Source organism: Gemmatimonas aurantiaca T-27 (assembly GCF_000010305.1).
GTDB classification, from domain to species: Bacteria; Gemmatimonadota; Gemmatimonadetes; order Gemmatimonadales; family Gemmatimonadaceae; genus Gemmatimonas; species Gemmatimonas aurantiaca.
Genome location: NC_012489.1, coordinates 676,818 through 695,452 on the forward strand (window position 1 = coordinate 676,818; position 18,635 = coordinate 695,452).

Consider the following 18,635-nt stretch of genomic DNA (forward strand, 5'->3'; position numbering starts at 1 on the left):
CCACTCAACGAAGGTGGAGAGAGCGTGAAGACGCCTGTCGGCATCCAAGAAGGTCGATAGTGACCCGTGCCACACTGTCGGCGACGACGGCAGCGCCCGCATCACTGAAATGCACAGGATCTGCGAAGTACTGCGCCCGCTGCCGGGACTGAGGAAAGGCCGCGTCCACGAGCGCAACACCGGAATCTCTCGCCGCATTGCGGATTCGCGCTACGGCCGAATCAGTGAACTGCATGAGCAGGTGTCCGGAAGCCTTGGGTACCTGTCGTTCCCAGGCATTCATCCACTGTCGTTCGTCAACAGACGTCGAGATGGTGTCGCCGAAGCGGTGGTATGGAATGACGAGTGCCAGGGGAATGGCACGGCGTTTGGCATCGGCAATCAGGGCACCGAGGTGTCGATCCAGCGAATCGAGGCGTTCGCGCGGAAATCCGTCGAATGGCACAGCGCCGCTGCTGCGTGAAGCCTCCGTGTCTCGGCGACGCAGCGCATCCAGGAGCCACCCTGGGGTCGCGTCCTTGATTTCCGTTCGTAGCCGGAATGCTACCCGGGAGGCAAAGGCCGGCTGGTCTCCGGCACCTGGTTTCGCGGGATACCGGACCGTCGGAACCTGATCCCACAAGTACTGCGTCGGCTGGAGATAGTAGACCAACAGCCGCGGATGCAGCGCTGCCAGTCTGTTCTGCAAGTCCACGGAGACCCAAGGCTGCGACATGCCCGCCGTGGCGGCGTTCAGGACGGTCACCCGCTGATCCGCGCATGACGACGCCAGCAGGCGTTGTGCAATGCGCGGCCATTCGTGCTCAGGCGACTCATATAGTCCGAATGTTTCGCTCGATCCGGTCGCGATCACCACCGCCGACATCGCCAACGAGTCTGTGCGCTCCTCGGGCCCCCGGAAGCCGAGGGTGTTGATGCGGAAGTGTCGATACGACGCCCCGGGGCGCCCGTGCACGCCCTGAGAATCGACTACGCTAAGCTCGCCCACCCCAGAGACCTGACTCGTGATGGGCACGCCGAAACGTACGAAGTCTTCGGCTCTTGCAGAAAGCTCGAGGGCAACTGGCAAAGCCAATCCCACAACCACAAGTCGGGCGATAGCTCGCATAGAGTGATGTTGGGCAGTCCGTGTGACCAAGCGGTCTGTCCGCCACGGTCGATGAGCTGAAACTAGGGGAGTGGGGATTGGCCATCGCCAACGCCACGGGTCGCCGCGCAAGACGGCCGACCCGCCTGTTACCGCTGAGCGGCGGGCATGCGGAGTGCAAACTGGACGACCAACCCAGACTCGGAATTGTCGCGGATCTCAAGACGGCTTCCGAGATCACGAAGCAGTGTGAGGCACATCGCAATACCTAGTCCGGCGCTTGTGTTGATGCCAGCGAAAGCGTCGGGGGCGGTTCGCAGTTGCTCCGCTAGATCGAGGGGGAGGCCACAGCCCGTGTCGGCGACACTGAACTGTATTGTATCGGAGCCCGCTCCAACAACGGTAGCAGTGACCGTTACAGAGCCGCTGACCGTGAACTTCAGGGCGTTCGTCACCAAATTCAGCAGGATGCGACGCAGCGCCTCTGGTTCCCCGATACGGTGATCATTCCTGGGACCAGCCCAGCGCAGGAGCAATCCACGCTCTTCCGCAATGGGCTGAACCAACGCGCGAACAGACGCCCAAAGATCCGATAGCGGAAAGACGATATCCCGGCGGCGGCGATGCGAAGTCCCATGTCTTGCCAGGTCCAGAAGATCGCCGGTGAGCGCTGACATGCCGAATATCGATTCGTATATCAGCCCCAGTTGGCGTTCCTGTTGCGCAGTCACTGGTCCGAATTGGCCGGCCCGCAGCCTCTCGGCCAGGAGCAAGGTGGCTCCAATTGGAGAGCGCAGGTCATGTGCAAAACCAACGAGAAGCGCCAACGAGGGATCATGCTGGTCGAGCCACGTGTCGTTGGCGCTCAGCGAGTGCTCATCAACCACACGTTGCCCCTCTGCAATCAGGGTGTTGATGCGATCGACACTCGTATCAATGGTCGGAGTGGTGCCCGATTCGCTCTGCTGAAGTGGGGTTGCATCGGTACCAGCGCTCATGGCCTCTTATTCCGAAGAGCCAGAGAGTGCGTCCCGCTTGAATCCATGCTTCTCCATCAGGCGATAGAGCGTGGTGCGGTCGATGCCGGCGAGCCGCGCGGCCTTCGACATGTTCCCACCCGCGCGCGCGGTCAATCGTGCCAGATACTCTTTTTCGAAGTGCGTGACCAGGCTGTCCTTCGCCGAGTGGAACGCCTCGTTCATGATCGCGGCCGGGAAGCCCGCATCCCCATCGCCGACAGGGGCCTCGTCATAGATCGGGATGTCGTCCGGCGCGATCGGACGACCACCTTCCGCGATCACCGCCACATGCTCGATCACGTTCTGCAACTCACGGACGTTGCCCGGCCACGGACGGGATTGCAGGAACGCAATCGTTTCCGCCGTGAAGGTGGGCGCCGAGGCCTCATGGCTCCGGTGACGTTCCCACGATCGCTTGAGGAAGTACTCGGCCAGGAGCGGGATGTCCTCCACTCGCTTGCGCAGCGGCGGCAGCTTGATCGGTACCACGCGCAGGCGGTAGAACAGGTCTTCGCGCAGAATGCCCTGCTGCACCGCTTCCTGCGGGTCGCGATTGGTGGCCGAGATGAAACGCACGTCTACCACGGCGTCTTGCGTCTCGCTGCCCAGTCGTCGCACCACGCCATCCTGCAACACGCGCAGCAGCTTGGCCTGGAGTGGCATGGCCATTTCCGTCAGCTCGTCGAGAAACAACGTGCCGCCGTTGGCCATCTCCAGCAGGCCAGCCTTGTCGCGATCGGCGCCGGTGAAGGCGCCCTTGCGATGCCCGAACATTTCTGATTCGAGCAGATTGTCCGGCAGTGCGGCGCAGTTGATCGGCACCAGCTTCCGCGCCGTGCGTCGGCTGTGTTTGTGGATGAACTGCGCGATCATTTCCTTGCCGGTGCCGCTTTCGCCGCTGATCATCACCGAGGCGTCCGTTGCGGCCACTTTCTGCGCCAGTTCCACGGCCTTCCGGAACGTCGGGGATACCCCCAACAGCGACATGAGCTCGCCGGCTCCGCTCTGGGTGACCAGTCCGGCGGGACGCACAGGTTCCCGCACGTCCTTGGTGGTGGCCACCGCATGGGCGGCACGACCGATGAGGACCTGGAGGTGGCTGGCCGAGAACGGCTTGGGGAGATAGTCCCAAGCGCCGGCCCGCAGCGCCTCGATGCTGGACGCCACCGTGGGGTTGCCCGTCATCACCACCACGATGACCTGTTTGTGCGCCTCAACAGCAGCCTTGAGGACCTCCATGCCCGAGATCGGGGTCATGTAGAGGTCCACCAGGATCAAGTCGAAGCGCTTGCGACGCACCAGGTCCAGCGCCTCATCACCCCGCCCGGTGGCGGTGACTGCGTGCCCATCCATTTGCAACACAGAAACACACCCTTCTCGCAGCGTCCGGTCGTCATCGACGACGAGGATGCGCAAGCCGGTGCCCTTGTCGGGTACGGAAGAGCTGGGAGGTTCTGCGAGGAAAGGATCAGTCATTGGCAGTACGGTAGGGCTTTGGTGCTAAGGCCTACGTGGGGTGAGGCATGGTTGCCGCTCAAGCGTAGCGGATAAACCATACTCCGGAAGCATGAGCAGGGCGAAATATCCCAGAACGGGTATCCCGTCAAGGAGAATCGTAGCTTTTTGGCCACAATTGTAGTGTCATGACTGCAACACAGCAGCAAAGGTAACCATTTTGTTGCGCTGGTGCGGCGTGGTGCGTGCGCTTACGCAGCAGTGTGTTGCGCCACAGATTTGTGAACGTCTTTCATCAAACTATTTCGGTTCGGCAGCCTCACCACTCGTCATCACTAATGTCCGGCCAGCAGATCCAGTCCGTAACCCCACAAGCCGTCGCGCTCGAGCCATATCAGGAAGGGACCCCTCCCGGAGACTGGGGAGGTGGTACCGCCGAAGGCGCGCCGGAGCCCAAGGGACCGAGTCTACGCCGCTATCTGGCGGCGGTAAACCGGTTCAAGTGGCTGGTGCTTGTGTTCGCGATTCTGGGTGGGGCCGGCGGCTATGCGGCCACCCGGTTCATCGAACCCGAGTACGAAGTGCAGGCCACCATTCTCCTGGAGCAGGGGACGGGAGTGAACAACGGGGCCGGGCGCGGGCCCATCCAGGCCGCTGAGCTGCTACAGGCCTCGGGATGGCAGGACTTGCTGCGCTCCTATGCCATTGCCGATCCGGTGGTCATCGGCCTCGGGTTGTTTGTCACGCCTGCGGTGGTCGCCGACAGCGTACTGTTCCGCACGTTCCGGGTGGACCAGAGCCGGCTCCGTCCTGGTGACTACAAGCTCACCATCGCTGGTGAGCGCTATGTCCTGAACCTCCAACCTGGTGTGGAGGTCGAGAAGGGCGTGGTGGGCGATTCCATCGGGCGGCCGGTGGGCTTTCAATGGCAGCCGGTGGCTGGCCAGTTTGGTCGTCGCACGGAAGTGGTGTTCAATGTGCAGACGCCCCGAGAAGCGTCACGCGCGCTCATCAAGAAGCTCGCCTTGTCGCTGCAGGATGGATCGTCGTTCCTGTTTCTGCGCATGAATGGGCCTGATGCCCAGCGTAGCGCCGCCACGTTGAATGCCTGGGTGGAACAGTTCGTCACGGTGGCCACCCAGTACAAGAAGCAGAACGTGGTGCAGGTGGCCGGTATTCTGGAAGGGCAGCGCGAGTACGCGGCGCAGGAATTGGCCTCGGCAGAAGCGGCGCTGGAGGGTTTCCGCGTGCGCACGGTGACTGAACCGAGCGAGCGGCAGACGATTCAGCCCGGCATCGAGATGACCAACTCGCCGGTCTTCGAGAATTACTTCCGCGACAAGATCCTGGCGGACAACTATCGCCGTGATCGTGAGGCACTGGAGCGTATTCTGCAAAGCGGGCGCTCTGGCACGGCCATCACGCGTGAGGCGGTGTTGTCCGTACCCGCCGTGAACGCTGATCCGGCAGCAGAGAATCTGCGACGGGCATTGGAAGAGCGAGCGGCGCGTGAGTTGGAGTTGCGCCGTTTGCGCGAGACCTACACCGATGAGTACCAGCGTGTGAAGGATGCGCAGGCCGCACTGGTGGCCCTGCGCGATACGGTGGTACCGCGGTCGCTCGATGCGTACCTCGGTGAACTGCGATTGCGTGAGCAGACGCTCAACAGCACCATCGAACAAAGCAGCAAGGACCTCAAAGGCATTCCGTCGCGCACCATCGAAGAGCAGCGGCTCAAGCGACAGGTGGAAGTGGCGGCTCGTGTCTATGAGAGCCTCAATATGAAGGCGGCTGAGGCTAAGCTTGCCGAAGCCTCTACCATCCCCGACGTCAGTATCCTCGACGCGGCCGTTCCTCCGCTGTCTCCCACGCGGAACACGGCCCCGATGATCATCCTCGGCGCGGTTGGTGCCGCGCTGGCGCTCGGTCTTCTGCTCGCCATTGTGCTCGATCAGCTCGACAAGCGCTTCCGGTATCCCGAGCAGGCCACCGACGATCTTGGGTTGTTCGTGTTGGGTGTGGTGCCGGTGATCGGAGGAAAGGGTCGTCGTAACGCAGATCAGGCCGCGCAGGTGGTCGAATCATTCCGCACCATTCGGATGAATGTGCGGTATGCGGCCGATCCGACCCGTCCGCTGACGATGACCATCACCAGCCCGGGGCCGAATGATGGCAAGAGTCTCATCTCATCCAACCTGGCATTGAGCTTCGCTGAGTCGGGGCTGCGTACCTTGCTCATCGATGGTGATATCCGACGTGGTGAGCTGGCCAAGACCTTCAAGATTCATTCGCGGCCTGGTTTGGTGGAATATCTGGAAGGAAGCGCGCTGCTGGCGGAGGTGCTGAATCCGATCGCATCGCATGCAAACCTCACCATCATGCCGGCTGGTGTGCGCCGGAAGCGCGCGCCGGAGTTGTTGGCTACGCCGAGGCTGACGCAGTTGATCAGCCAGATGGCCGGCGAATACGACGTCGTGGTGGTCGACTCTCCGCCATTGGGCGCGGGATACGACGCGTTCGCTTTGGCCACGGCCACCGGGAACATGGCGCTGGTGATGCGCGCTGGCGTGACCGATCGCAAGATGGCAGAGGCGAAGATGGCTACGGTGGACACACTGCCGATTCGTGTCATGGGCGCCATTCTCAACGGAATCAAGATGACGGGTGCATACCAGTACTACTCGTACTATCAGGACTACGCGGCTGAAGATGAGCAGCCGGAGCGACTGTCCGCAGGATCGGGGAGTTCCCGTCCAGTTGCACTGTCTGGAGGGGTGAGCGATGCGTAAGGGGCGCTCTGCCGTACGTATGCGTCGCCTGGTGACCACCACGGCCGCAAGCGCGGCCTTGCTGGTTGGAATTCTGCCGGCTGTCGCTGAGGCTCAATCGCCTGTGGCTGGTGTGGGAAGCCTGCAGCGCGCCACGCGTGCCGATTTGGCCGCCCGGGTGGCGCAGCTCGAGCAGCAGGTGTCGGGCGGCTCGTTGAAGGGCAAGGATGCTGACCAGGCGAAGAGAGACATTGCTGCCATCCAGGGGCGGCTCTCCGCTGGTGACTTTCAGGTCGGTGACCGCTTCGTGATTACGGCTCGTATGGATTCGATCCGAGCGGATACGGCGTCGGTGCGGGATAGCCTGAAGGTCAGCGTGCTCAATTTGCCAGATCTGTCGATCGCGGGCGTGCTGCGCTCGGAGCTTGATGAGCGCCTCAACGCGCATGTCGCTCGCTACGTGCGCAATGTGACCATCCGAACCAATGTGCTCACGCGTGTGGCGGTCCTGGGTGCGGTGCGCACGCCCGGATTCTACTATGCCTCGCCTGATCGTCCGGTAAGCGACATGGTGATGCTGGCGGGTGGCCCGGCGCCTCAGGCGAATCTGGATCAGTTCGAGGTGTACCGCGCGCGTACGCGCCTGCTGGGCACGAAGGAGTCCCGCAATGCCGTCCGTGGCGGTACGACACTCGAGCAACTGGATATCCGTTCTGGCGACGAGTTCCGGATCCCCCAGAAGCGGAAGATCAACTGGCAGATGGTCCTGCAACTGTTCCTTATTCTGAGCTCCCTGTTGTTCGCGCTCGTCAACTTCCTGCGGTGGTATTACGACCGACAGGAATGAGGATGCTGAACTGAGTATCAACGGAAAGGGGCACTTGCCAGAGATGGCGAGTGCCCCTTTCCGTTGGCTTCTGATGGCGTGTCTTTACCGAAGGTGATGAACCAAGGCCACCAGTGGTGTGGTGCCGTTGCTTCCGTTGTAGTGCCTACAAATGAAGAAGGCCCCCGCAGTTCGCGGGGGCCTTCTTCATTTGTCCGCCAACAGGCCGTTATCAGACCTGGCGACGACGACGCTGCGCGACGAGGAGACCGGCGAGGCCGGCGGCCATCAGGGCGTAGGTCGACGGCTCCGGCGTCACGACCGAGCCGGGCGGAACCTGGACCAGGAACGTCTGGTTCTGGCCGTTGTACAGCACGCGATAGTTGCTGAAGTCACCACCAGGAGCAGGCGTGTTGTTGCCGCCGGCCGAGATCGCCCAAATCGTGTTCTGAATCGCGCCGTTGCTGGCGTTGGTGCCCGGGTTCGACGGACCAACCGCGTACGTCGACGACAGGAACGCGATGTGGTTCAGATTGTCCAGCGTCAGGTTGGCAGGCGCCCACGGGGTCGCCGTGCTAGCCGGGCCAGCCAGGAACTGCGCGAACGTGTACATCGTGTAGTTGTACGGCGCGGCCTGAGCCGGGTTGAACTGACGGGTCTGGTCGATGCAATAGATGATCGCATCGGCCAGGGTGTAACCGCCGCCGATATCACCGTACCACGCACCGCCGGTGTTGTTCGTGTGAACGGCCGTGCCCTGATTGAAAGCCACCGTAACCGCGGTCTGCGCCGAGGCCTGGGTGGCCATGACCCCTGCGGTTACTGCCGCAAGCATCACAGTCTTAAGGAACCGCATGGTCTGTCTCCGTTGTGAGGTGTGAGTGCCGGCGATCCCAGCAGCGGGCTTCCGGAACTTATTGCGCGATGGTGCTTCGCGACACACCCAACAACAGCAAAGGCCATGCCGGGATTTTCTCACAGGTTTTTGTGCCGGTTAGATCACCGTCGGCCCAATGGCCTACTTGTAAGTGTATGATCCGCAACACTATGCAATTTTTTCTCAAAGGCGGATTCCCTAAAACAGTCCGGGCCGGGATCCTTTGGAGGACCCCGGCCCGGTTCAGCGACGCAACGGATGTGGCGTGAGCGCGTCAGTCGCGCTCGACTACGCTCCGTGTTCCGTCTGAAAACACGATCTCCACCGACCGTCCATCGGCCCGGAATTCGTCGCCGGAACGCCGCAGAAAGCTCAAAACTTCGCCGGTGTTGCGGTCACGCACCATGCCCATCCGGAAGGTGCTCTGATTCCAGTTCACCCGGCGGCGTCCGCTCCCGATGCTCTCCATCCGGGACAGTGTGCGGGCGTCCGAAAGCTGCTGGCCACTGGAGTCCCGAACCGCCGCCAGCGCGCTCCGGGCACTGCGCTGAGCCGCCAGCACCATCGGCGACCGGGTCGACCGCACCACGATACGTACCACCCGCTCCCGCTGGGCCTCGCTCAACGGCACCACGACGGCGAACTGCTGGTCACCTGCCGCATGGTCAATGGATTCCATCGCAAAGCTGTGGCTGGCGACCAGGCTGCCATACTCATCATAGAGATCGGCCTCATGTGTAGCGGAGGACGATTCCGGCGTGCCACGTGCCGACACCGCAAAGGCCGGTTCGAGCGTCACGACACCGTTCTCGGAGCGGCCCCAGATGAGCATGCCTTCCGAAGTGGCCGCGCTGATCACTCGGCCTGCCGTGCCGCGCCACTGCGCCACTCGGCTCCAGGTCCAGTCGCTGACCCACTGCGAGGAGCAGTAGCCCATCACGTCGGTGACCGTCGGGGCGACCAGGGTATTGGTCTTCGCGTTCCAGCCCCAGGCCCCAATGACACCACCCGCATAGGGATAGGCCGCCGAGCCGCTCACGCCGCAGGGGGCATGGCCCAGACCGAAGTTGTGGCCAATCTCGTGGGCAAAGATGCGCTGATACGTCGACGCTTCGTCCCAGCCTACCGCGGCCTTGCCCGGCTGGTTTCCAAAACCTGCGGAGCCGGAGGAGTAGTTGGTCTTGACCACACCGTAGTAGTGCGCAGTCATGTTGCCATCGAGCGCCCGCAATACGTTGATCTCGTTCAGGACCGTGAGCCACGCGCCGTTGCCGTTGTTCGATTGCAGCGCCGGCGCGTTGGAGACAAATGTCGCGCGGACCGAGGCCTGCACGTCGCGCACGGGGTGGATGAGCTTCACCATTTCCAGCCAGCTGGCCTTGTTCGACTCCGAGACGTTGCCGGTCAGGCCCGCCACGGTCACCGGCACGAACTTGACCTCGAGGACTGCCGGATTGACGGTGGTCACCGCCTTCAGCGTGCCACCGCGCGGCCAGGTGTTGTCGGTGCGATCGCTCTCGCCCAGTGCGTTGTTCGGGTCGACATCGGCCAACACCTGCATGCCCGCGCGCACGTTGGCGGCGGGGATGACCACATTCCAGCTCGCCGACATCGTGCCTTCACTGATGGTCGTCGGGACCGCCGAAGCCGTCGCCGGAATGGTCACCGTCGACACCAGCGAGCCGTTGGCGTAGATGCGGAGTCGCACATCCGGGCGCACGGTGTTGGTGGCCGCCGCCTTCACGAACACACGGGCCAGGGCCTCACGACCAATGACAATGGGTGCGGTGCCTTCCCAATTCTGCGTGGCCTGCGTGACGTACACGTTCTCGATCGAGAGGTTGGTGACGTTGCCACCACCACCACCGCCGCTTTCCGGCTGGTTCTCGGGACGACTGCCCTGTGCCGCGTAGGTGAAGCTGGTCGTTGCCGTGCCACCCGCCGACACGGTGGCCGCGGCGGACGTGGTCGACGGGGCGTACGTGGTGCCGTTCACCGTGACGCTTGCGGCGGTCACCGTGTAGTTGCCCGGGGCCAGCGAATCCACGGTGCGCGCGCCCGTCACCGAGCGCGATGCCGTACCGGAGAGGGTGAACACCGGCGCGGCGCCTGTCGGCAAACCACTGGCGTTGATCGTCAGGCGACCAATCTGCGCGGCGTACACCACCGAGGCGGCCTGCGCGACCGCGGAAGCGGTCACCGTGAGCGCGCGTGAGGTGGGCGTGGGATTGTACGTGATGCCACCCGATGTCACGGCCGCGGCGGTGACGGTATAGCTGCCCGGCACGAGGCTGGTGAGGGTCAGCGTGCCAAGAAGCGCGCGGGTGAAGCTGCTCGGACCCGTGACCGTCACGTTGGCGTTCACACCGGCCGGCAGACCCGTGGCCGAGACGGCGATACCACCGCTCGAGAGCGCAAAGGCCACCGGGAACTCCAGTGTATCACCAGCCAGGACCGTCTGATCATACGACGCCGGCGAGGGACTGTAGTTGTTGCCACCGCTCGAGAGCACCGAGGCGGCGAGACGCCAGCGACCGGCCGCCGCGGCCGAAATCGTGGTGGTCGCCGTGACCGTGGTGGTGGCACCGGTCGGTGAGGTGAGCGTGATGGACGGCGTGCTGCCGCCCGGCACGCCGGTGACCGGCACGGAGACCACGGCCGGCAATGCGGCGTAGGCGACGGTCTGTGAGCTGGTGCCGCCCGTCGTGATCGTCACCGCACGCGACAACGGCGTGGCGGCGTAGGTTCCCGCCGCAGTACGGACATTGCGCACGGTCAGCGTGTAGCTGCCGGCCGCGAGTCCGCTGATGGTGCTGGTGGCCGTGAAAGCGCGTGAGTAGCTGTTCGGTCCCGTGAGCGTCATGTCGCCCACGGCGCCGGTCGGAAGGCCGGACACGGTCAGGGCCAGAGAGCCGGACTGCGACGCGTAGGTCACGGCCGCCGCCTGGGCCACCAGAGAGGCAGAGACGGTCACCTGACGTGTCGCCGGCGACGGCGTATAGGACGTACCGCTGACGACCACCGATGCGGCAGAGACGGTGTAGGTGCCCGGCGCGAGATTCGTGACGGTTTCGGTGGCCGAAACGCTACGCGAGTAGCTGTTGGGGCCCGTGATCGTGACGGCCGCATTGTTGCCCACGGGCAGACCACCCACCGAGACGGCAATGGCGCCCGTGCTCAGGCTGTAGGTGACGGGCATCTCGAGCGTATCACCTGCCAGGACGGTCTTGTCGTACGAAGCCGGCGAGGCGGCGTACCCATGGCCACCCGACTGCACCGCGTTGGCCGTCACACGCCAGCGACCGGTGGCCGCGCTGTTGTTGCTGTATGCGGTGGTGAGCTGCGACGTGACGCCACTCGGCGAGATCAGCGCGAAGCTGGGATTCGTGCCCGCTGGCAGCCCTGCAACTGGCACCACCACGCTGGCGGGCAGGGCGGCATACGCCACCGTCTGCGATGCCGTGGCATTGGCCGTGACCGTGACCGACCGCGTAGCCTGTGCGGCGGCATACGTGCCCAGGGCCGTACGCACAGTGCCGACCGTGAGTGTATAGGTGCCCGGCGGCACCGAGCCGATCGTACCACCCGCAGAAAGTGTTTCGGAGTAGCCGTTGGGGCCCGTCAACGTGAGGTCCGCCGCAGCGCCCGCCGGAAGCCCCGTGACCGTCAGCGCGACCGAACCACTCTGTGATGCATAGGTCACCGACGCGGCCTGCGCGACCAGTGACGCCGACACCGTGACCGTACGGCTGGCCGGTGAGGGCAGGTAGGTGAGGCCACCCGCCGACACGCTTGGCGCGGCGATGGTGTAGTTGCCTGGCGTGAGGCCAGTGAGCGTCGTGGTTGTCTGCAACTGGCGGCTGAAGCCATTCGGGCCTGTGACCGTCACGGTGCCCGTGACACCTGCCGGTAGGCCGCCGATGGTGACGGCGATGGCGCCCGTGGAGAGCGCGTAGCTGACCGGGAACTCCAGGGTGTCACCGGCCAACACGGTCTGGTCGTAGCTGGCGGGGCTGGGGGCATAGGTGAAGCCACCCACCACCACTGCCGAGGCGGTGAGACGCCAGCGGCCGGCCGCTGCGTTGCTGATGACCGTCGAGCTGGTGTGGCTCGTGGTCGCGCCCGATGGAGCGGTCAGCGATACCGAGGCATTGGTACCGGCAGGCAATCCTGACACGGGCAGTTGAACGACGGCCGGCAGCGCCGCGTAGCTGACCGCCGCAGACGCAGACTGCGCCGACAGCACGTTGAGTACCTGCGAGGCCGGCGATCCATTGTACGTGCCGGCGGCACCACGAACCCGGGCTGCCGTCACCGTATAGGAACCCGGCGTCAGGCCGGCAATCGCGCTGGTCGCCGTGATGACGCGGCTGTAGTTGTTGGGACCGGTGATCGTCACCTGACCAGCCTGACCAGCCGGCAGTCCAGACAGATTCACGGCCAGCGATCCTGTCGGCGCTGCCGTGGCGGCGTACGAGATCGTGGCGCCCGCGGCGACCGCGGAGGTGGTGACCTGCACCGAAGTGGTGCTGGGCGTGGGCGCATACGAAATGCCGCCCGGTGTTACCGGAGCGGCTGTGACCTGATAGGTCCCGACATCCAGATCGGTGAGCGTCGTTGTGCCGGTCAGTGACCGGGTGAAGCCATTGGGGCCGGAGACCGTCACGTTGCCGTTGGTGCCGGCCGGCAACCCCAGGACTGCCACGGCCAGACTGCCGGTGGACACCTGATACCGCACCGCGATGCGCACCGCCTCACGCGCACGCACACTGCGCATCTGCGTGGCAGGTGTGGGCAGGTACATCTTGCCGCCCACCACCACGGGCTCCGCGTTCACGAACCAGTCACCGAGTTCGGCGTTGTTCAGCGAATCGGTGCGCACAATGGCAAAGCTATTGTTGCCAGGGCCGACCGCGTTGACGTTGGCGTTTGCGCCAGCGGGGAGACCGGCGACATCGATGATCAGCAGCGCGCGGCGCAACAACAGATCGAACACAATGATGATCGATTGCGGTCGTCCGGTGTTCTCGATGGCGATCGTCTGATCGGACACCGCAGGCTGCCAGGTGCCCTCGGCGCCTGTCACTGACGCCGCAGAAACAGAGTATTGTCCGGGTGTCAGCCCACGCAGGGTATCACCCACCTCCACGCTGCGAACAAAACCATTGGGCCCTCGAACGACAGCACCACCGGTACTTCCGGCGGGGAGGCCACGTGCATCCACGATAAGTTGTCCGGATGCGCCTGGGGTCGTGGGCTCCGCAGTGTCCCGGTCATGACCGGGACCAGCGGGATTCTCGGTGCATGCGCCTAGTAGGAGAGCAGCAGCGACCGTCAGGGTACGGACGGCGGCCAGAGCAGCATCGCTACGGGCGCGCGAACGGAGAAAAGAGAGCGTTGTCATGCCTGGCAGACGACTCACCACGGTCGAGGTTTTATTCATGTGCCGGCAATGTGACAGCCTTTGCCTTGGCTGGCTCGACCATATGTTAGACACGTCACAGTGGGAGTTTGAAAAAGTTCCACCACTGTGACGCAACGCACCAAATCGCGTGAAAACACCGCCGTGTGACAGTGCATTCCAGTATTCGTCACTTGGTTACGTTTGCCCGAACGCCTCACACTCATCCCATTCCTGATGCCGGATACATCGTCCAATCACCGCTCTGCCCTGCTCGCCCGTATCGAGGATCGGTCCGCCGTGATTGGCGTGATTGGCCTGGGCTACGTCGGCCTGCCGCTCGCCATGGAGTTCGTGCACGCGGGCTTCCGGGTCATCGGGTATGACGTGAGTGCACGGGTCGTGGATCTGCTGATGGGTGGACAGTCACACATTCAGGATGTGCCAGGCGCGCAGGTGCAGGCGGCGGTGGCCAGCGGCAGCTTTGTCGCCACCACGCTGGAAGACCGGCTCGGCGAGTGTGATGCCATTTCGATCGCGGTGCCCACGCCATTGTCCAAGACGCGTGACCCGGACATGGCGTATGTGTTGAGCGCCGCCGATGCGATCGCGCGTCAGGCGCATCCGGGGCTCTGCGTCGTGCTGGAGAGCACCACGTATCCGGGTACGACGCGGGAACTGTTGCAGCCGCGACTCGAAGCCAAAGGCCTGACCGTGGGCCAGGACATCTTCGTGGCGTTCAGCCCCGAGCGCGTGGACCCGGGCAACGCGGTGTATCACACGAAGAACACACCCAAGGTCGTTGGTGGTATCACGCCCGCCTGTGTGGAGGTGGCCTCGGCGTTGTATGCGAGCTGCATCGACACCGTGGTGCCGGTGTCATCGCCGGAGGCGGCGGAGCTCGTGAAGCTGCTCGAGAACACGTTCCGGGCGGTGAACATCGGCCTGGTGAACGAAATCGCGATCATGTGTGACAAGCTGGGTGTGAACGTCTGGGAAGTCATCGATGCGGCGGCCACCAAGCCGTTTGGGTTCATGAAGTTCACCCCGGGCCCTGGCATCGGGGGACACTGCATTCCGCTCGATCCGCACTACCTCGCCTGGAAGATGCGCACGCTGAACTACAAGACGCGCTTCATCGACCTCGCCAGCGAGATCAATTCGCACATGCCCGAGTGGGTGGTGGCACGCGCCGCCTCGTCACTCAATGATGTGAGCAAGGCCGTGCGTGGCAGTCGGGTGTTGGTACTCGGTGTGGCCTACAAGCGGGACATCGATGATGTGCGTGAGAGCCCGGCACTGGATGTGATCCGTCTCCTCGAAGGACGTGGAGCCGAGGTGCAGTACCATGATCCATTTGTGCACGAGTTCCGCGAGGACGGGCATGTGTACCGCTCGGTGCCACTCACTGCTGACCTGCTGGCGACGGTGGACGCTGTGGTCATCATCACCGACCACAAGAGCATGGACTATCAGTTGGTGGTCGACCACGCGTCACTGATTCTCGATACCCGCAACATTACCGCCGGCCTCAAGCCGGGGCGGGCACGCATCCGAAGCCTGGCTGATGTGGATGACGGGCGCTATGAACGGCGTCGCACACCGCGCAACTGACCGCTCGTCTTGACTGCTTTCTGCAAACGCGCCGCACCGGACTCTGAATCGGATGCGGCGCGTTTGCGTTTTCAGGGACGTGCCGCGAGAGCGGCTGCGACACGCTCTCCTGCTTTGCCATCCCACCCCGCAGGACGTCGCGGCGGATCTGCACGCTGGGCACCACGCACGAGTGCGGCGAGCGTCGACAGATCGTGCACCAGTTGGTTGGTGCCCTCCACAACGGTGATTGGGCGCTCAGTGTTGGGGCGCAGCGTGAAACACGGAATGCCCAGCGCCGTGGTTTCCTCCTGCAGGCCACCGGAATCGGTGACCACGGCATGGGCATGCCGTACGAGATCGAGCATTTCGAAGTACGCGATCGGATCGCCGAGCTGGATGCGCCCGAGATCGATTCCGAGCTGCTTCAACTGTTGCTGGGTGCGTGGGTGGGCAGGGAAGAACACCTGGCGTTCTTCCGCCAGCAGCGCGAGTTCGGCGCACACCGTGCGCAGCCGCTCCGGATCATCGACATTGGATGGCCGGTGCAACGTGACGACAATGTGAGAGCCGTCGGCACCCTGGCGATGCGCGTAGTTGGTTTCGGCTGCACGATCGAGTGAGGCAAACAGCGTGTCGATCATGACATTGCCCACAAACACGATCTCGCTGGCCGGTTCACCTTCGTTCAACAGCGTCGCTTCTGCGTCGACCGATGGAGTGAGCAGCAGATTGGCGAGACGGTCGGTCACCAGGCGATTGATCTCTTCCGGCATGCCACGATCGTTGCTGCGAAGCCCGGCTTCGACGTGGGCGATGCGCACGCCGAGTTTGGCCGCGACAATGGCGGTGGCCATGGTCGAATTGACGTCGCCATACACCACCAGCCAGTCCGGATTGTGCTCCAGCAGCACCGGTTCAAAGCGTTCGATGATCCGCGCTGTTTGCGCCGCATGGCTTCCCGAGCCGACCTCCAGATTGACATCTGGCTCCGGAATCCCGAGATCCCGGAAGAAGCTGGCCGACATGGCTTCGTCGTAGTGCTGGCCGGTGTGCACGATAATCTGGTCCAGCCCGATGGCGCGGGCGGCGCGATGCACGGGGGCGAGCTTGGGGAAATTCGGCCTGGCGCCGACGATGTGAAGCAGCTTCAAGGGGCACTCGCTGGAAAGAGTCAGTCGAGGTTGATACTAACGAAGGAACGTTTGCCGTGGCTCCACGGCAGCACCTTAGGCCGTGGACGCGCGGTTGTCGCGATCGTAAGAAAGATCACAAAACTTGTCTTTATGCGGGGCGTCGAGGCGACGGGCATTGTGGCGCACGCGCATCATGCGGCCGGGAGGCACACGCCGGTGGAGCGCTGAGCCTGTGACATCCCGGCGTGGGGTGGCGTCCTATGCCTTGCAGAGGCCGGCGAAGTGGAAATCTGCTTGTGGCCGGCTTCTTGCGAAGGGAATGGTCAGTCAGAGACCTTCAATGCTTGCCGAAGCCGGCAACATACATCGAGCGACGTAAGACCCTATGGCAACCTCCACTGCCTACACAGATCTGGTAACGGATATCCGCACGGCTCGGCGTGTCGCTGAGCCCGGAAGCCGCACCCCTGCTCGTGCTGCGACCACTGCTGACAATGGACTGGGTGATGGGTTCGAGCCGCGCTCCCGGAGCGAGCTGATCTCCCGTGCGTTCAATGTGGCGTTGGCGCTGATTCTGCTGGTGCTTTCGGCGCCGGTCATGCTCGTGGCGGCGCTGCTGGTGCGGCTGACGTCACGCGGCCCGGTACTGTATACGCAGGTCCGCGTGGGAATTGATCGTCGCTGGACACGCAGTCGCGCACTGAACGAACGCCGCCGCGAAGACCTTGGTGGCGCGCCTTTCACGATCTACAAGTTCCGCTCCATGCGGGTGGACGCGGAAGTGAATGGTCAGGCCGTGTGGGCCAAGAAAGACGACGATCGGGTCACGTCGATGGGCCGTTTCATGCGCAAGACGCGTATCGACGAACTGCCGCAGTTGTTCAATGTGCTGAAGGGCGACATGAACATCGTTGGGCCGCGTCCGGAGCGTCCGAGCATCTTTGTTCGTCTGCGCGAGCAGATCGATGAGTATCCGGTACGGCAGCGTGTGAAGCCGGGCATTACCGGCCTGGCGCAGATCTCCAATCCGTACGATCAGTGCCTCGACGATGTGCGCCGCAAGGTGGCGTTCGACATCGAGTACATGCGCACCCAGTCGCTCGGTGAAGACCTGCGCATCATGCTGAAGACGTTCCCCGTGATGCTGATGCGCATCGGCGGCTGGTAATCAGCGCACCCGGCTCGTCTTTTTCTTCAGGAAGTCCATCAGCACGAACTGGCCGAGGCTCATCGTGTTGGTGAAGTAGGCCTTGCCGCGACTGATCTCGCTGACCCGCTTCACGAATTCCACCAGCGCACGATCGCGGGCCAGCATGAACGTATTGATCATGATGCCGCTCTTGCGACACGCGGCCACCTCGCGCAGGGTCTCGCCGATCACATGGCCGTCGAGACCCATCGAGTTTTTGTAGACCTGCCCGTCAGGCATGGTCAACGCCGAGGGTTTGCCGTCGGTGATCATGATGATCTGGCGCATGTCTTTCTTCTGCGCCAGCAGTAAACGCCGGGCCAGTTTGAGCCCTTCGGCCGTGTTGGTGTGATACGGCCCGACTTGCGCCATGGCCAGCGTTTCGATCGGGATCTCCTCGGCGCTGTCATGAAACAGCACCACACGGATCGTATCGCCAGGGAACTGCGTGCGAATGAGATGTGTGAGGGCGAGCGCCACCTTCTTGGCGGGTGTAAAGCGGTCCTCGCCGTACAGAATCATGGAGTGCGAAGTGTCGAGCATCAGTACCGTTGCGCAGCTCGAACGATATTCACTCTGTCGCACCATCAGATCTCCGTAGTCGAGATCGATGGGCACGTCGAGTGAACCGGTACGGGCCAGTGCATTCGCCAACGTGGCTGGTACATCGAGATTGAGCGAATCGCCGAATTCGTACGGCTTGCTCCACGCATCACTCTCCACACCGGTGGCCAATTGCGGTGTGTCGTGATTGCCGATGCTGGATTTGCCCAATGAGCCGAGCAGGTGGCGCAACGTCTTGAAGCCCAGGAAGTCGATGCCCTTGCCTGTGAGATTGAACTGCACGTCGCGGGCGGCGGCCTGAGACAGTGAGCCTTTGCCGGTCACCGGTTGATGGCCGGTAGGAACCTGTCCTGTGCTTTCCATCGAAAGGAACCCGTCTTCGACCAGGCGTTGCACCAGTCCATCGAGCAACTGCGCGAGCTTCTCTTCGGAGACTTCGTCGCCTTCGCCCCGGAGGGCTTTGAGAATATCCGGGGTGAGCTGGCCGCTCTCGATCAGTGCCTGGAGAATGGCTTCCTGGAGCCCGCCCACGGAGCGGTCGGGCTCATCACCCGGATCTCCCCAATAGCCCTCGCTGCCGCCGGCAAAACCGGATTGCAGCAGGAAGTCCGCCAGTTGGTCGAGCAGCGCTTGCAGGTCGACCGCGTCCGCGAGCTGCGGATTGAACTTCGTGTAGGTGTGGAAGCGCATAGGAGCCCCGAGAGGGAGGATTGAACTATG

Annotated in this window: 11 protein-coding genes; 4 read left to right on the forward strand and 7 right to left on the reverse strand. The window is 63.3% G+C overall.

What is annotated here, in order from left to right; translation table 11 throughout:
- Positions 1-4 precede the first annotated feature (4 nt).
- The 3 genes from GAU_RS02935 to GAU_RS02945 form a co-directional block, all read right to left on the reverse strand.
- Positions 5-955 carry a hypothetical protein gene (locus tag GAU_RS02935; RefSeq protein ID WP_156798875.1) on the reverse strand — a complete coding sequence of 317 codons (951 nt, stop codon included), beginning with the start codon at positions 953-955 and terminating at the stop codon, positions 5-7.
- Positions 956-1,236: 281 nt separating this feature from the next.
- A complete protein-coding gene (locus GAU_RS02940; RefSeq protein ID WP_012682066.1) occupies positions 1,237-2,085 on the reverse strand; it encodes a sensor histidine kinase in 849 nt (282 codons plus the stop codon).
- Between the two features lie 6 nt (positions 2,086-2,091).
- Positions 2,092-3,582: a sigma-54-dependent transcriptional regulator gene (locus GAU_RS02945; RefSeq protein ID WP_012682067.1), complete on the reverse strand. Its 1,491-nt coding sequence runs from the start codon at positions 3,580-3,582 to the stop codon at positions 2,092-2,094.
- Positions 3,583-3,899: 317 nt separating this feature from the next.
- Between GAU_RS02945 and GAU_RS02950 the strand changes: the two genes are divergently transcribed.
- Positions 3,900-6,350: a polysaccharide biosynthesis tyrosine autokinase gene (locus GAU_RS02950; protein ID WP_012682068.1), complete on the forward strand. Its 2,451-nt coding sequence runs from the start codon at positions 3,900-3,902 to the stop codon at positions 6,348-6,350.
- Positions 6,343-7,176 carry an SLBB domain-containing protein gene (locus GAU_RS02955; RefSeq protein WP_012682069.1) on the forward strand — a complete coding sequence of 278 codons (834 nt, stop codon included), beginning with the start codon at positions 6,343-6,345 and terminating at the stop codon, positions 7,174-7,176. The genes GAU_RS02950 and GAU_RS02955 overlap by 8 nt, the downstream gene beginning before the upstream one ends.
- A 211-nt stretch (positions 7,177-7,387) precedes the next feature.
- Here GAU_RS02955 and GAU_RS02960 read toward each other — a convergent pair whose 3' ends face one another.
- Together GAU_RS02960 and GAU_RS02965 are read right to left on the reverse strand one after the other, a co-directional pair.
- On the reverse strand, positions 7,388-7,963 hold the full coding sequence (locus tag GAU_RS02960) for a PEP-CTERM sorting domain-containing protein (RefSeq protein WP_041265204.1): 576 nt from the start codon (positions 7,961-7,963) through the stop codon (positions 7,388-7,390).
- A gap of 343 nt (positions 7,964-8,306) precedes the next feature.
- Positions 8,307-13,118, reverse strand: coding sequence for a M66 family metalloprotease (locus GAU_RS02965; protein ID WP_041265205.1), 4,812 nt, complete (start codon positions 13,116-13,118; stop codon positions 8,307-8,309).
- A gap of 552 nt (positions 13,119-13,670) precedes the next feature.
- On the opposite strand from GAU_RS02965, the gene GAU_RS02970 reads away from it, so the two are divergent.
- Entirely contained in the window at positions 13,671-15,047 is a 1,377-nt protein-coding gene (locus GAU_RS02970; protein ID WP_012682072.1) for a nucleotide sugar dehydrogenase, read from the forward strand.
- Positions 15,048-15,118: 71 nt separating this feature from the next.
- On the opposite strand, the gene wecB is transcribed toward GAU_RS02970, so the two are convergent.
- Positions 15,119-16,180, reverse strand: coding sequence for a non-hydrolyzing UDP-N-acetylglucosamine 2-epimerase (gene wecB, locus GAU_RS02975; protein ID WP_012682073.1), 1,062 nt, complete (start codon positions 16,178-16,180; stop codon positions 15,119-15,121).
- 367 nt (positions 16,181-16,547) lie between these two features.
- Here wecB and GAU_RS02980 point away from each other — a divergent pair, with 367 nt between their 5' ends.
- Entirely contained in the window at positions 16,548-17,330 is a 783-nt protein-coding gene (locus tag GAU_RS02980) for a sugar transferase (RefSeq protein WP_012682074.1), read from the forward strand.
- Here GAU_RS02980 and GAU_RS02985 read toward each other — a convergent pair whose 3' ends face one another.
- A complete protein-coding gene (locus GAU_RS02985; protein ID WP_012682075.1) occupies positions 17,331-18,605 on the reverse strand; it encodes a vWA domain-containing protein in 1,275 nt (424 codons plus the stop codon).
- Between the last annotated feature and the right edge of the window lie 30 nt (positions 18,606-18,635).